Below are 15526 nucleotides of genomic sequence, written 5' to 3' on the forward strand. Positions count from 1 at the left end.
CCACCGCCGCCCTCTCACAGGGGCCCGCGCTGTCCCAGGCGGGCACCGACCTGCTGCGCTCCAAGTCCCTGGACCGCAACTCCTTCGACAGCGGCGACTGGTTCAACGCCATCCACTGGAACTGCGCCGACGGCAACGGCTTCGGACGCGGACTGCCCCCGGCCGCCGACAACGCCGCCAAGTGGGACTACGCCCGGCCACTGCTCACGAGCGTGAAGGTCGGCTGCCCGCAGATCACCGGCGCCTCCGCCGCCTACCGCGACCTGCTGAAGATCCGCACCACCGAGAAGGCCTTCTCCCTCGGCACGGCCGCCCGGGTACAGGAGCAGCTGTCCTTCCCGCTCTCCGGGAAGGACGAGACACCAGGCGTGATCACCATGCGCCTCGGTGACCTGGTCGTCGTCTTCAACGCCACCCCACAGCAGCAGGAGCAGAAGATCGGCGCTCTCGCCGGGACGCCGTACCGGCTCCACCCGGTACAGGCGGCCGGAGCCGACGCGGTGGTGAAGACCGCCGCCTACACGACCGGCACCGGTACCTTCTCCGTGCCGGCGAGGACCGTCGCCGTGTTCACGCACTGAGCCGTCCGGCCCCGTGCAGGGGCCGGGAGCACGACGGGTGCCCCTCGCTCGGCGAGGGGCACCCGTTCGCTCGTGCCGGTCAGGAGAGGCGCACTCCGTTGGCGGCGAGCAGCGCGCCGTTGGCGGCTCGCTGCGTGGCGATGAGCTGGGCGCGCTGGGCGGCCGGGACGCGGTCGCGGTCGCGGGGGTCGACCGTGAACGCCGGGTCGTCCGCCAGCTCGGGATGCGCCGACTTCTGCGCGTCCGTGAGCTTCGACGGGATCAGCCGCAGCCAGTAGCCCTCGTCGGACAGCATGCCGTCCTTGACGGTGATGCCTCCCTTGGGGGCGTAGACGAGTTGCTCGCTGGTGGAGTCGGTGGCTTTCACCTTCCACACGACCGTGTCCGCGTCGATCCACCGGGCCTTGGCCGTGTCGATGTCCAGGTCGGGTGCGCTGCCCACCGTCGGCAGCAGGTAGTCGCCGTCACCTGCGATCAGCCAGGTCTCCTTGCCGTAGGTGGCGAAGTCCAGCGACCGGTCGGCGGCGATGTCCTTCTCGTCGCCCTTGTGGACGATGTAGCTCAGCGAGGTCGCACCGTCGGCGAGCGGCACCTCGAAGGTCACGCCGAAGGCGTCCCTGCCGGTCGGTGTGAGCGGCGCCGACCAGTCCGTGGGGTGTGCGGCCCCGGTCCAGGTGTGCAGGCCCCAGCCGTCGTAGTCGCCGTCGGCCCGGTGGTAGTGGATCACGGCCTTGGTCGCGTCGGGAGCCGGGTAGGCGCCGGACGGTGCCGTGTCCGACTGGCCGTCGTCGCCCTGCCGGATCCAGACCTCGCCCGTCCTGTCCAGGTCGATGGTGCGCTGGGGGCCGTCGGCGGTGCCGTTCCCGGTGACCGTGTACGTCAGGCTCCGCGCCCCGTCCTCCGGCCTGACCCAGGCGAACGCGCCGTAGGCGTCGCGCCCGGTGAACTCGGCCGACCGGCCGCCGGATTCGAGTCGCCGGCCGGTGTAGTCGCCGTCGGGGCGCAGGTAGTGCACCACGGCGTAGTCGCGGTGCAGGGCGCTCGGCGGCTGCGGCGCCGCCGGCCGGCCCGCCGTGGTGGTGGCGAGGTCGCTCGCGGTGCGGCCCGCGAGGTCGACGGCCACGGCCTTGTAGCGCAGGGGTGTGCCCTGCTCGACGGTGTCGGGCAGGTGCTGTGCGACCGTGTAGGGGGCGTGGTCGGCGGTGCCGAGCGTCCGCCACGGGCCGTTGCCGGCCTGGGCGGCGAAGACGACGCGGTTCAGGCCGCCGCCGCTGACGTCCGCGGCGATATCGACGTCGCCGGTCGCGCCCGCCGCGGGGGCCTTGAGTTCCAGGGCCGGCCGGGTGACCGGCGTACGGAGCCGCTGTGCCGCCTTCAGCACCACGGACGACAGCGGCGGGACGGTGACGGTCACCCGGGAGTCGGCGCCGCTGGTCACCGTGGCGGTGGTGCCGTACAGGCCCCGGTAGGCGCGGCCCGTGGTGCCCGTGGGAATGCGTACGGTCCGTGCCTGGGAGGCGTTGTTGAACGCGACGAGGTAATCGCGTCCCGCACGGACGTCGGTCCGGGAGAAGGCGTAGACGGAGCCCTGCGCGTAGCGCTCGGTCTGGACGCCGTCACGCAGCGCCGGGTTCCGCTTGGTCAGCCGGGAGAGTGCGGCTATCGCCCGGTACAGCGGATGGGAGGTGTCGTAGGCGTCCGAGGAGGCCGTCCGGCCGGTGCCGATCTCGTCGTCGTCCAGGTACTCCGGCACCTTCGAGGCGAACATCGTCTGCCGGGCGTCCTTGTCACCCCCGGCACCGGTGAAACCCTGCTCGTCCCCGGAGTAGACCACCGGATTGCCCCGCGAGAAGAACATCAGCTCGTGGGAGAGACGGTCCCGGCGCAGCAGCTCGGCGTCGTCGGCCTCCGGGTTGTCCTTGAGCAGGAAGCCGCCGATGCGGCCCATGTCGTGGTTGCCGAGGAAGGTCACCTGCTCGTAGGCGTTCGCCTTGTCGGTGGTGTAGCGGTAGTCCTGGGCGAAGACGTCGGCGAGCCCGTCGGCCGCCCGGCCCTGGGAGGCGTACTGGCGGACGGCGTCCTGGAGGGGGAAGTCGAGGGTCGCGTCGAGACGGCCCTGGCGTACGTACGGCGAGGTGACGGCCGGGTCGGAGGAGAGCGTCTCGCCGAAGACGAAGAAGTTCTTCCGGCCCTTGTGGGCCGCGTAGGCGTCGAGTGCGGTCGCCCACTGCGTCCAGAAGGCCATGTCGACGTTGCGGACGGTGTCGACGCGGAAGCCGTCGACGCGGAAGTCCTCGACCCACTTCTCGTAGATCTTCTCCATGCCGTGCACGACTTCGGGGCGTTCGGTCCACAGGTCGTCCAGACCGGTGTGGTCGCCGTACAGGGTGCTCTCTCCGGCGAAGGTGGAGTCACCGCGGTTGTGGTACATGGTCGGGTCGTTCAGCCAGGCCGGAACCTTCGTGTCCTGTTCGGCGGGGGCGACCTGTGGTGTGTAGGGGAAGCCGCGGGTGTCGACCTTCCGCATGCCCTTGCTGTCGTCGAAAGGACGGCCTTCCGTGTCCAGGTAGGGGTAGGCGCCCTTGCCGCGGTACGCGAACTTGTGCTCGGTGTTGGTGACGGTGTCGGCCGTGTGGTTGGTGATGACGTCGAAGAAGACCTTCATCCCCTTCGCGTGGGCCTTGCGGATGAGTTCCGCGAGGTCCGCGTTGGTGCCGAAGTGCGGGTCGACGCGGGTGAAGTCGGTGATCCAGTAACCGTGGTAGCCGGCGCTCTCGCCGTTGCCCTGCACCGGTTTGTTCTTGAAGATCGGGGCCAGCCAGATCGCTGTGGTGCCGAGCCCCTTGACGTAGTCGAGCTTGCTGATCAGCCCTTTCAGGTCGCCGCCCTGGTAGAACCCCTTGTCCGTGGGGTCGTACCCGGTGGCGGTGCGGTCGCCGGTCAGCCCTCCCCGGTCGTTGCCGGAGGAGCCGTTGGCGAACCGGTCGGGGAGGAGGAAGTAGAACTGCTCGCGGGTCATGTCGTGCCGGGCCGGCACCTCGGCCAGACGGGCGTCGGACGGCGGAGCGGGCGGGCGGTCCGTGGCGCTCGCCGGCTGGGCGGCGTGCAGGGCCGTGGCGAGCAGTGCGGCGGTGACGGCCACGGTGGCGGAGCGGGAGACGGCGGCCGGAAGGTTCCGGCCGCGCGGGCGTGCCGGTGGTCCGCCCGGGTTGCCGCGGGCGGTGGGTGAGGGCGTCATGGTGCGGCTCTTTCCTTTCGTGCGGTGTGCCGGGGAGGTCAGCGGGGTGGCATGTGCACGGTCGTGGCGCCGAGCAGGGCCCCGTCCTGTCCCCGCTGCGTGGCGATCACCTGGCGGCCGGCCCGCGCCTCGGCGATCCGGTCGCGGTCGCGTGGGTCGACGGTGAAGGCCTGGTGGTTCGCGAACTCCGGGTGGGCGGCCCGTTGTGCGTCGGTCAGGCGGCCGGGGACCAGCCGCAGCCAGTGGCCCTCGTCCGACAGGGCGCCGTTCTCCACGCGGATGCCGCCGTCGGGTGCGTACACGAGTTGCTGGCTGGCGACTCCGGCACCGGTGCCCCGCCATACGACGGTGGTGTCGTCCAGCCAGGTCGCGGCCGAGGTGCCGAGGTCCAGGCCGAAGGCGCCGCCGAGGGTGGGGATGAGGTAGGCGCTGTCCCCGGCCACACGCCACGCCTCGTGACCGTAGAGGATGAAGTCGAGGGTCTCGTCGGAGGCGACGTCCTTCTGCTCCTTGTTGTGCAGGATGTAGCTGAGGGAGTCCGCGTGGTCGGTCAGCGGGACTTCGAAGACCAGGCCGAAGGAGTCCCGGCCCACCGGGCGGATCGGGTCGTTCCACTCCGGCGGGTGGGCCGCTCCCGTCCAGGCGTGCAGGCCCCAGCCGTTGTAGTCGCCGTCGGGGCGGTGGTAGTGGACGACCGCCTTGGCCGGGTCCTGGGCCGGGTAGGCGTCCTCGGGTCTGGTGGCCGTCACCGTGTCGCTGCCCTGCTCGGTCCACACCTCCGGTGTCGCGGCGAAGTCCAGCGTGCGGGCGGGGCCTTCGGCGACGCCGTCCTTCTCGACGGTGAAGGGGATCTCGGTGGCGCCTTCGGGCGGAGCCAGCCAAGCGAACGCTCCGTAGGCGTCCCGGCCGGTGAAAGCGGCGGTCCGGCCGTCGGCCGTGCACAGCCGCAGGGCGTCGTAGTCGCCGTCGGGCCGCTTGTAGTGGACGACGGCCCAGTGGCGTGCCGCCGTCGGTGCCGGAGTCGGCTCCGCCCGGCCGGCGGTCGTCGTGGCGAGGTCGGCGGCGGTCCGGCCGGCGCGGTCGACGACGACCGCCTTGTACCTCAGCGGTGTTCCCGCGGGCACGTCCGCGGGGATGTTCTGGGTGACCCGGTAGGGGGCGTGGTCGGCGGTGCCGAGCGTCCGCCAGGGGCCGTTGCCGGCCTGGGCGGCGAAGACGACCCGCTGGTACGTGCCGCCCGTGACGTCGGCGGAGATCTCCACGGTCCCGTGGGCGCCCGCGTCGGGGACGGTGAGTCCGAGCGACGGCGCGGCCGTCGACCGGTGCGGTGGCCGTACCGCCTGGTACACGACGGAGGACAGGGCCGGGATCGTCACGGTGATCCTGCCGTCCGTGTCGCCGCGTACCCTGCCGGTGGCGCCGTACAGCGCCCGGTACGGCGTGTCCGGCGCACCGGTCGGCACGGTGACGGTCCTGTCCTCGGTGGCGTCGTTGAACGCGACCAGGTAGTCGCGTCCCGCGCGGACGTCGGTCCGGGAGAAGGCGTAGACGGAGCCCTGCGCGTAGCGCTCGGTCTGGACGCCGTCGCGCAGCGCCGGGTTCCGCTTGGTCAGCCGGGAGAGTGCGGCTATCGCCCGGTACAGCGGATGGGAGGTGTCGTAGGCGTCCGAGGCGGCCGTCCGGCCGGTGCCGATCTCGTCGTCGTCCAGGTACTCCGGCACCTTCGAGGCGAACATCGTCTGCCGGGCGTCCTTGTCACCCCCGGCACCGGTGAAACCCTGCTCGTCCCCGGAGTAGACCACCGGATTGCCCCGCGAGAAGAACATCAGCTCGTGGGCGAGACGGTCCCGGCGCAGCAGCTCGGCGTCGTCCGCGCCGGGGTGGTCCTGGCTGACGAAGGTGCCGATGCGCCCCATGTCGTGGCTGCCGAGGAAGGTCACCTGGCTGTAGGCGTTGGTCCTGTCGGTGGTGTAGCGGTAGTCCTGGGCGAAGACGTGGGCGAGGTCGTCGGCGGGACCGCCGCGTGAGGCGAAGTCGCGGACGGCGGCCTGGAACGGGAAGTCGAGCGTCGCGTCGAGACGGCCCTGGGTGACGTAGGGGGCGGTGAGGGAGGCGTCGGCCGAGAAGGCCTCGGCGAAGAGGAAGAAGTCCCGGTGTCCGTGCCGCGCCGCGTAGCGGTCGAGCGCGGTGGCCCACTGGGTCCAGAAGGCCATGTCGACGTTCTTGGCCGTGTCGACGCGGAAGCCGTCGACACCGAAGTCCCGGACCCACTTCTCGTAGATCCGCTCCATGCCCCGGACGACCTCCGGCCGTTCGGTCCACAGGTCGTCCATGCCCATGAAGTCGCCGTCCAGGGCGCTCTCCCCGGCGAAGGTGGAGTTGCCGCGGTTGTGGTAAAGGGACGGGTCGTTCAGCCAGTCGGGCACCTTGCGGTCGCGCGGGTCGGTGGAGACCCGCGGGGTGTAGGGGGCGCCGTCCGCGTCCGTCGGCCGCATGCCGGTGCTGTCGTCGAAGGGACGGCCTTCCGTGTCCAGGTAGGGGTAGGCGCCCTTGCTGCGGTATCCGTACCGCTTCTCCGCGTAGTCGATGGTGTCCGCGGTGTGGTTGGTGATGACGTCGAAGAAGACCTTCATGCCCTTGGAGTGGGCCTTGTCGATCAGTTCCGACAGATCGGTCTCGGTGCCGAAGTGCGGGTCGACGCGGGTGAAGTCGGTGATGGCGTAGCCGTGGTAGTTGGCGGTGGGCCTGCCGTCGCGGACCGTCACGGGCTTGTTCTTGAACACCGGTGCGAGCCAGATGGCGGTGGTGCCGAGGCCCTTGATGTAGTCGAGGCGGTCGATGACGCCTCTGAGGTCGCCGCCCTGGAAGAAGTCCGCGTCGGTGGGGTCGTAGCCGGTGGCGGTGCGGTCGCCGGTCAGTCCTCCGCGGTCGTTGCCGGTGTCGCCGTCGGCGAAGCGGTCGGGCAGCAGCAGGTAGAACTGTTCCCGGCTCGCGGCCGGACGGGCCGGCTGGTGCGCGAGTGTGGCGTCCGCCGGTGGCGGGGGCGGCCCGGCGGCCGTCGCCGGGGGCGTCAGCGGTGGCAGGACGGCTGTGAACAGCGCGACGGCCAGGACGGTTGCGTGGTGTCTGGGTCTGCCGACCACGTGACGCATCTCCTCGGGGTGTCGGTCGCGGGCAAGGACGAGGCCCCGCCGTACGGCGGGGCGCGGGACCGCCCGGCACCGGTTGCGCGGGCCGGGCGGTCGTGATCGGTGGTCGCCGTTCGTTCTCCGGCGATCGGCGGCCGTCGCCGGGTACGGCGGTCAGTTGCGCCAGGTGTCGTTCAGCGTGACGACGCCGCCGGACGGGACGGTGGCGGTCCGGTTGGAGCCGCTCTCCCAGGTGACGTTGCCGCTCGCGTCCTTGCGGAGGTACTTGTACTCGAACGCGGTGCCCGCGGGCAGGGACAGGTCGAGCTTCCAGACGGGGTAGCTCGCCGGGTCCAGCTTGAGGGCGTTGGAGGTGTTCCAGCCGCCGAGGGCGGAGGTGCTGCCGACGACGTAGACGTTCTGGCCCCACTGGGTGGTGGCGTTGACGTTGAAGGAGGCCCCGGTGGCCGGCGTGGGATCGGTGCCGGTGCCGGTGCCGGTGTCGCAGTTCTTCGCCCCGACGTGCAGGGCGAGGGCCGAGTTGGCGCCCAGGGTGGCCGTGAACCGGCCGGAGGAGTCGACGGTCACCGCCTTGCCGCTCTGCACGTCGCAGTAGCCGCCGGCCGGGAGGGAGGTCTGGAAGGTGCGGGTGAGGGTGGATCCCTCGTGGTTGATGACGACGTACGCCTTGTCGCCGCGGCCGAACGCGATCTGGTTGCCGCCGTTGTCCCACCAGTCGGTCACGGCGGTGCCGGCGGCCGTGTTGCGGAACTTGACCATGCTCGCTATCTCGCGCCAGGCGTGCTGGCACTTCCAGCCGTCGGTGTAACAGGCGTCGACCTGGCCGTTGTTCGGTCCGCCGGCGTTGGTGTCGGTGAACTCGTAGCCGGAGTGCACGTCGGGGGAGCCGTAGGGCCAGGCCAGCATGAAGACGTGCGCGAGGGTGTAGTTGGCTCCGTCCTTGTAGGTGAGGGTGCCTCCGTTGCGCTCGGTGTCGTGGTTGGTGACGAAGACGGACGCCTTGTCGCCGGCGACGTACCCCCAGGCTTCGCCGAAGTTCTTCAGCTCCGCGAGCTTCTCGTTGTTGAAGACCCGCTTGAGGTCGTAGGCGTAGCGGAACTCCTGGACGTCGCCCGTGCCGGTGAACTCGGAGGGCTGGACCGCCTCGCCGGAGGCTCCGATCGTCTCCTGCTTCCAGTACACGCCCGGGTTGGACAGGCGGGACTTGATGGTGGCGAGGTCGTCCTCGGGGATGTGCTTGGCCGCGTCGATGCGGAAGCCGTCCACGCCGAGGGAGAGCAGGTCGTTCATGTAGCCCGCGATGGTCTTGCGGACGTATTCCTCTCCCGTGTCGAGGTCGGGCAGGCCGCCCATCTCGCAGTGCTGGACCTGCCAGCGGTTCGTGTAGTCGGTGATGGACGTGGTGCAGTCGTCCATGTCGGCGGCGGAGTAGGTGCCGGGGTAGTCGTACTTGCTGAAGGTCGAGCCCGCGGTGCCGGTGCCGGAGGCGTTCGCCATGTGGTTGATCACGGTGTCGGCGACCACCTTGACGCCCGCCGCGTGGCAGGTGTCCACCATGCTCTTGAAGGCCGAGCGGTCGCCCAGCTTGGTGCCGATCCTGTAGCCGACGGGCTGGTAGGCGGTCCACCAGGAGGGGCCCTGGATGTGTTCGTTGGGCGGGGAGACCTGGACGTAGCCGTACCCGTCGGGGCCCAGCTCGTCGGTGCAGGCCTTCGCGACGGACGCGAAGTTCCATTCGAACATCACCGCGGTGACGTCCTTGCCGCCGGGCGCGCTCGCCTGCGCCGGCGTCGGTGCCGTGACGGCCACAGCGGCTCCCGCCAGGGCGGCGAGTGCAGCGGCCACGGTCTTTCTGGGCATGGTGTCTCCAGTTCGGAAGTGGGGTGATCCGGAGAACAGCCTCATTGACAACGCGCCATGCCAGAGACAGCCGTTCGTTGATTCTTGCAGCAAGAATTTTCGGTCGAGACCGTACGGCGCCGCTTACCGAAGGTCAACCCATCGCGCAGGAAAGCCGGTTGGAGCCTGTGAGGTGGAGGGAGGGATGGTGAAAACCCTTTCGCAAGCGTTTCAGCGGTGTTACCTTCAACGAACTCCGGTCCACGACCGCGGGGTGCGCACGCCGTGTCCCGACGCGCCCGGTCGTCCGGGCCGGAGTGTCCGCACCGCACCGCCTTCCGCAGGACGTCAGGGCCGTCCCCGCCGGGTCCTGACACCCGTCACGCCGCTGTCAGCAACGGCTCCCACCAGGACCGGTGGCGCCGGTACCACTCCACCGTGGCGGCCAGCGCCTCCTCGAAGCCGACGCCGGGCCTGTACCCGAGTTCGGCGCTGATCTTGCCGTGGTCCACCGCGTAGCGGCGGTCGTGTCCCTTGCGGTCCGTGACGTGCCTGATGCGGGCGGGGTCGGCGCCGCACAGGCCGATGAGGCGGTGCGCGAGGTCGAGGTTGGTCAGCGAGGTGCCCCCGCCTATGTTGTAGGTCTCCCCCGGACGCCCCGCCGTCCGCACCAGCTCGATCGCCCTGACGTGGTCGTCCACGTGCAGCCAGTCGCGCACCTGCCTTCCGTCGCCGTACACCGGCAGATCGGCGCCGCTCAGCAGAGCGCCCACGAAGCGCGGGACAGCCTTCTCCGGGTGCTGGAAGGGACCGAAGTTGTTGGAGCAGCGGGTCACCCTGACATCCAGGCCATGGGTGCGGTGATGAGCGAGTGCGAGGAGGTCGGCCGCGGCCTTGGAAGCGGCGTACGGCGAGCTGGGTCTGAGCTGGTCCTCCTCTCGCGCGGCACCTTCGGGCAGCGAGCCGTAGACCTCGTCGGTGGAGATCTGGACGAACGTGCGCACCCCGTGCCGCAGGGCCGCGTCCAGCAGGAGCTGGGTGCCCAGCACATTGGTGCGGGTGAACGCCGAGCCGTCCTCGATGGAGCGGTCCACGTGCGACTCGGCCGCGAAGTGGACGATCTCGTCGTGCTCGGACGCCAGCCGCCGCACCGTCCCGGCATCACAGACGTCACCGCGGACGAAGGCCAGCCGGGGGTGGTCGCGCACCTGGCCGAGGCGGGTGAGACTGCCCGCGTAGGTGAGCTTGTCCAGGACGGTGACCGTGACCCCCGGCGGTCCCGAGGGGCCGAGGAGCGCGCGGACGTAGGCGGAGCCGATGAAGCCGGCTCCGCCGGTGACGAGGATGCGGGAAGTCATGGGATGAGCTGCACCTTGCTGTGGTCGCCGAGGACGAGACGATGGACGTGGGCGGGGCGGGGTGCCGTGGCGACGACCGCTTCGCGGCCGATGAGCGACGCCTCGATACGGGAGGAACCCTCCACGCACGCACCCCGCAGGAGCACCGAGAACCCGATCGCGCTGTCCTCGATCCGGCAGTCCTCGGCGATGGCGGTGTAGGGGCCGACGCTGGAGTTGCTGATGACGGCGCCCGCTCCGACGACGACGGGCCCGACGATCCGCGATCCCCTGACCACGGCCCCCTCCGCTATCCGGACCCGGCCGACCAGCACGCTGTCCGGGTCGACCTTGCCGTCGACGCGGCCCTCCATCCGGTCCAGGACGTGCCGGTTGGCCTCCAGCAGGTCGTCCACGCTGCCGGTGTCGCGCCAGGGCCGGGCGGTCGTCTCCGCTCGTACGGCGAGGCCGTGGTCGACCATCCACTGCACCGCGTGGGTGATCTCCAGCTCCCCCCGGCCGGAGGGCCGGATGGCGCGCACCGCTTCGTGCACGGCGGGAGTGAAGGCGTAGACGCCGATCAGGGCGAGGTCGCTGCGGGGCCGGTCCGGTTTCTCCTCCAGCCGCCGCACCAGTCCGTCGCCGCCGACCTCGGCGACGCCGAAGGCGGTGGGGTCGGGCACCGGGGTGAGCAGCAGCCGTGCGGCGTCCCGGCCCGCCTCGGCACGCCGGACGAACCCGGTCACGCCGTCCTCCAGGTAGTTGTCCCCGAGGTACAGCAGGAAGTCGTCGTCGGCCAGGAAGTCGCGGGCGATCAGCACCGCGTGTGCCAGGCCCAGGGGCTCCGCCTGGTGGAGGTAGGTGAGGCGCAGCCCGAAGGCGGACCCGTCCCCCACCGCCTGGCGGATCTCGTCGGCGTGCGAGCCGACCACCACGCCGGCCTCCTCGATGCCGGCGTCGGCTATCGCCTGGAGGGCGTAGTGCACCACCGGCCTGTTGGCGATGGGCAGGAGCTGTTTGGCGCGAGTGTGGGTGAACGGCCGCAGTCTGCTGCCGGTGCCGCCCGCGAGGACCAGGGCTTTCACGCCGGCCACCGGCGTCGCGGAGGGAAGGGGGGCTGAGGTCTCACGGATCTCTCCTCGAACGGAAGTCGCGGTGTCACCGGTTGAGCTGATTTCGACTCAAGCAGAGGGTGTGCCGGGACCGCAAGACCCGCCTGAAAGTTTCAGCAACTCCTTGCAGACTTCGCCCGGTTGATGTTTGACTCGCTTCCGGCCCGCTCAACGGCGTGGCCGGTCAAGGCAGTTCACACCGAGCGTGGGGAGCAGCAGTGACAGGTCGGCACCAGCGGGAACGGCTGGAGCGTGAGGCCGGACATCTGGCGCCGGGCGCTTCGGAGGAAGCGGCCGTGGGCCGCCGGGTCTTCGCCGAGGGGCGTGGCCCGGTACTCACCGATCTCGACGGAAACCAGTACCTGGACTTCGCCGCGGGCACCCTGACCCAGTCCCTGGGGCACGGGCACCCCGAGGTGGTCGAGGCGCTGACCGCGCAGGCCCGGCGGCTGTGGAACGTGCACGACTCGGCCACGCCCGACCGGGCCGCGCTGCTGGAGCTGCTGGCCCGGCTGCTGCCCGAACAGCTCGACACCTACGCCCTGTTCTCCACCGGAGCCGAGGTCGTCGAGGCGGCGCTGCGCGTGGTGCAGGCGACCGCCGAGCCGGGCCGCAACCGGATCGGCGCCATGCGCGGGGGATTCCACGGCAAGACCACGGGTGCGCGGATGCTCGTGCACTGGGACATCGGTCACCAGTCCTTCGCCGGCAACTCCGTGCTCGGGTACTCGGCGTACTGCTACCGCTGTCCGCTGGAACTGACCCGCCCGTCGTGCGGGCTGCGCTGCGCCTCTCTGGTGCGCAGACACATCACCGACAAGCCGAACACGTCGGCGCTCGTCTTCGAGCCGGTGCTCGGCGCCGCCGGCGTCATCGTGCCGCCCCCGGGCTACTGGGAGCAGATCGCCGACGCCTGTCACGCAAGCGGTGTGCTCCTCGTCGCCGACGAGGTGCTGACCGGCGGAGGCCGCACGGGTACCTTCCTGGCGAGCGAGCAGTTCGGTGTCGAGCCCGACCTGGTCACCCTGTCGAAGGGCCTGGCCAGCGGATTCCCCTTCGCTGTCCTGGCCGGGCGGGCGGACCTGCTGCGCCATCCGGCGGCCTCGGAATCCGGCGCCTACGCGTCGACGTACGCGGGCAACCCCCTCGGGATCGCGGCCGCGCGGGCCACCCTGGAGGTCATCGAGCGCGATCGCCTCCTCGAACGCGTCCGCGTGCTCGGCGAACTGCTCCACGACCGGCTGTCCGCGCTCGCGGCCCGCTTCGACAACCTCGGTGACGTGCGGGGCCTGGGGCTGCTGTACGGGCTGGAGTTCGTGACGGACCGCCAGAGCCGCACGCCGGCCCCGCACATCGCGCGGGCCGTGTACGCCACCGCCCTCGACCTGGGGCTCAGAGTGGCGCTGGGCGGCCACATCCTGCGGCTGGCACCGCCGTTCACCCTCGACCAGCCCCTGCTCGACGAGGGCGTGGGCCTCCTGGAACAGGCCATGGAGCGAGTGCTGACGTGATCGTCGCGGAGAACCTCGTCAAGGAGTTCCGGCTCACCGAGCGCAAGCCCGGCCTGGTCGGCAGCCTGTCCACCCTGCTCACCCGCGAGCACCGGATCGTCCGGGCGGTCGACGACGTCTCCTTCACGATCCCGGCCGGCTCGAAGACGGCGTACATCGGCGCCAACGGGGCGGGCAAGTCCACCACGATCAAGATGCTCACCGGCATCATGACGCCCACCGCCGGACGCTGCCTGGTCCGCGGCATCGAACCCTACCGGCACCGGCAGGCCAACGCCCGGAGCATCGGGGTCGTCTTCGGCCAGCGCAGTCAGCTGTGGTGGGACCTGTCGGTACCGGACTCCTTCCGCATCCTGCGGAGGATCTACGACGTCCCCGGCCCGGTGTACCGGCGCAACCTCGCCCTGTACCGGGACCTGCTGGACATCGACGCGCTCGGCACCACGCCCGTGCGCCAGCTGAGCCTGGGGCAGCGGATGCGGGCCGAGATAGCGGCCAGCCTGCTGCACGATCCGGCGGTCGTCTTCTGGGACGAGCCGACCATCGGCCTCGACATGGTGCTCAAGGACGCGGTACGGCACCTGGTCAACCACGTCCACCGGGAACTGGGCACGACCGTCGTCCTCACCAGCCACGACATCGCGGACATCGCCGCGATCTGCGACAGCGCCCTGGTGGTGGACCGGGGCCGGGTGGTGCACCAGGGGAGCATCCGGGACCTGCTGCGGACCGCCGAGCGTCGTTCCGTCGTGTTCGACCACCGGGGTGGTCCGGACCCCGGGTACGCCTGTGCCCGGATCGAACAGGAGCTGCCCGGGGTGAGCGCCTCCCCGGCCGAGGACGGCCGGATCAAGGTCGATTATCCGGTCGACCGGTTCAGCTCACGGCAGGTGCTCGCCTTCCTGCTCGAACGCTTCGACCTGGCGGACTGCTACGCGCCCGAACCCGATCTGGAGGATGTCCTGCGGCGGATCTACGCCGGCGAGCGAAGCGTTCCCCGCACGACGGGGGTCTCGGATCCGGGGCAGGAGGACGCGGCATGAGCGGCATCGCCGTACGCACGAGGCGGGTTGCGGGGCCGTGGCAGGAGGGCGCGGCATGAGCGGCATCGCCGTGCCCGAGCGGGACGGAACCCCGCGGCCTCCGCTGTCCGCACGCGTCCGGCACTACCTGCCCTTCGCCACCGGTGGACTGCAGTCCCTGCTGCAGTACCGTTCGACGTTCGTGACGACCGGTGTCACCGCCGCGGCCGGCGCGGCGGTCACCGTGTTCCTGTGGCGTGCCGTGTACGCGGGTTCCCCGCCCGGCGGCGGCCCCGGCGGCTTCACCTCCGAGGGCATCACCACCTATCTGCTGATGGCCCAGGTGCTGCAGGTCCTGCACGCCAACCGGGTGGACGACGAGGTCGCGGCGGAGGTCTACCGCGGCGACGTCGCCGTCATGCTGGTCCGGCCCGTCAGCTACCCGGTGGTGCGGTTCTTCGCCTGTCTGCCGGTGGTGGCGGCCAACGCCGTCCTGGTCGGCGTGCCCGTGCTGGCGCTCTTCGCGCTGATCGTGCCGCTCACCGTGCCACGGCCCGTGGACGTCGTGCTGTTCCTGGTGTCCACCGCGCTCTCCGTCCTGCTCGCCTTCCTGGTGAACCTGCTGACCGGGATGACGGGTTTCGTCACCACCAACACCTGGGGGGTGCGGATGGTGAAGCAGAGCGTGGTCGCGTTCTTCGCCGGTCAGCTGGTGCCCCTGGCCCTGATGCCCGCTCCGCTCGCGGCCGTGGCGTCCGCGCTGCCCTTCCGGGGCATGGTCGACGGGCCGCTCACCCTCCTGCTCGGCCGCTACGACGGGGTGGCCGGCGCGGCCGACGTGCTCGCCCGGCAGACCGGCTGGGCGGCCGGCCTCGCCCTGCTGAGCGCCGTCCTGTGGCGGGCCTCGCTGAAGCGTCTGGAGGTGCTCGGCGGATGACCCGCACCGTGTGGCGCCATCTGCGGCTGGCCTTCTTCCTCGGCGGGGTGGGACTGCACCGGCTGAGCGCGTACCGCGTGGACTTCGTCCTGGGGGCGGGGGCGTTCCTGGTGCGCGTGGGGCTGCAGACCGCGGTGGTGGGACTGGTCTTCCGCCAGGTTCCCGCCGTGGGCGGCTGGACCTATCACGAGGTCCTGTTCCTGCTCGGCTTCTCCCTGCTGCCGCGCGGCCTGGACCACCTGTTCACCGACCAGCTGTGGGAGCTGGGGCGCAAGCTCGTCCAGCGCGGCGAGTTCCACCGCTATCTGGTCCGCCCCGTGAACCCGTTGTTCTCGCTGCTGTCGGAGCGCTTCTTCCACCCGGACGGGCTCGGCGAGCTGGCCGTCGGGGCCGTGCTGGTGGGCTGGTCGGGCAACGCGCTCCACCTCCGCCTCACCCCGTTGCAGTGGGCCGTCGTCCCGTTGCTGGTGCTGTGCGGCGCCCTGATCCACACCTCGGTGAAGCTGCTGTTCGCCTCGCTGTCCTTCTGGACCGTGACCAGCCTGCCGTCCATGTACGCGGCGAGCCAGGTGTCCGAGTTCGCCGCCTATCCGCTGGACGTCTACCACCCCTCCCTGCGCGTCCTGCTGACCTGGGTGCTGCCCTTCGCCTTCACCTCCTACGTGCCGTGTGTCTACCTGCTGACCGGCGCCACGGGGCTGGTGGTGTGGCTGCCGCCGGTGACGGCCGGTGCGCTGGTCCTCGCCCTGACCGTGTGGCGGCGGGGCGTCAACGCTTACGAAATGACCGGGAGTTGAACA

General features: G+C 71.0%; 8 protein-coding genes and 2 pseudogenes. 5 read left to right on the forward strand and 5 right to left on the reverse strand.

Annotation, left to right across the window (positions count from 1 at the left end):
• The coding region (locus IEZ20_RS24250) for an alpha-1,6-glucosidase domain-containing protein (RefSeq protein WP_189302274.1) at positions 1-581 on the forward strand (581 nt) is incomplete at its 5' end.
• 88 nt (positions 582-669) lie between these two features.
• Here IEZ20_RS24250 and IEZ20_RS24255 read toward each other — a convergent pair.
• The 5 genes and pseudogenes from IEZ20_RS24255 to IEZ20_RS24275 form a co-directional block, all read right to left on the reverse strand.
• Positions 670-3819: pseudogene (locus IEZ20_RS24255) on the reverse strand (alpha-amylase family glycosyl hydrolase); the annotation flags it as partial.
• Between the two features lie 56 nt (positions 3820-3875).
• Positions 3876-6971, reverse strand: a pseudogene (locus tag IEZ20_RS24260) (alpha-amylase family glycosyl hydrolase); the annotation flags it as partial.
• Positions 6972-7121: 150 nt separating this feature from the next.
• On the reverse strand, positions 7122-8828 hold the full coding sequence (locus tag IEZ20_RS24265; RefSeq protein ID WP_189302279.1) for a carbohydrate-binding module family 20 domain-containing protein: 1707 nt from the start codon (positions 8826-8828) through the stop codon (positions 7122-7124).
• A 359-nt stretch (positions 8829-9187) separates the two neighbouring features.
• A complete protein-coding gene (gene rfbB / locus IEZ20_RS24270; RefSeq protein WP_189302280.1) occupies positions 9188-10165 on the reverse strand; it encodes a dTDP-glucose 4,6-dehydratase in 978 nt (325 codons plus the stop codon).
• On the reverse strand, positions 10162-11229 hold the full coding sequence (locus IEZ20_RS24275; protein ID WP_189302281.1) for a glucose-1-phosphate thymidylyltransferase: 1068 nt from the start codon (positions 11227-11229) through the stop codon (positions 10162-10164). The genes rfbB and IEZ20_RS24275 overlap by 4 nt, the downstream gene beginning before the upstream one ends.
• A gap of 245 nt (positions 11230-11474) precedes the next feature.
• On the opposite strand from IEZ20_RS24275, the gene IEZ20_RS24280 reads away from it, so the two are divergent.
• The 4 genes from IEZ20_RS24280 to IEZ20_RS24295 are packed head-to-tail and all read left to right on the forward strand — an operon-like array spanning position 11475 to position 15523.
• Positions 11475-12767: an aspartate aminotransferase family protein gene (locus IEZ20_RS24280; RefSeq protein ID WP_189302282.1), complete on the forward strand. Its 1293-nt coding sequence runs from the start codon at positions 11475-11477 to the stop codon at positions 12765-12767.
• Positions 12764-13810 (forward strand): ABC transporter ATP-binding protein, encoded by a 1047-nt coding sequence (locus IEZ20_RS24285; protein ID WP_189302283.1) that lies wholly within the window; start codon positions 12764-12766, stop codon positions 13808-13810. Before IEZ20_RS24280 ends, IEZ20_RS24285 begins: the two co-directional genes overlap by 4 nt.
• Positions 13811-13865: 55 nt before the next feature.
• Positions 13866-14726, forward strand: a complete 861-nt coding sequence (locus IEZ20_RS24290; RefSeq protein ID WP_189302284.1) for an ABC transporter permease — start codon at positions 13866-13868, stop codon at positions 14724-14726.
• Entirely contained in the window at positions 14723-15523 is an 801-nt protein-coding gene (locus tag IEZ20_RS24295) for an ABC transporter permease (protein ID WP_189302285.1), read from the forward strand. The genes IEZ20_RS24290 and IEZ20_RS24295 overlap by 4 nt, the downstream gene beginning before the upstream one ends.
• Positions 15524-15526: the final 3 nt, after the last annotated feature.

The sequence above is a fragment of the Streptomyces cinerochromogenes genome, assembly GCF_014648635.1.
GTDB classification, from domain to species: Bacteria; Actinomycetota; Actinomycetes; order Streptomycetales; family Streptomycetaceae; genus Streptomyces; species Streptomyces cinerochromogenes.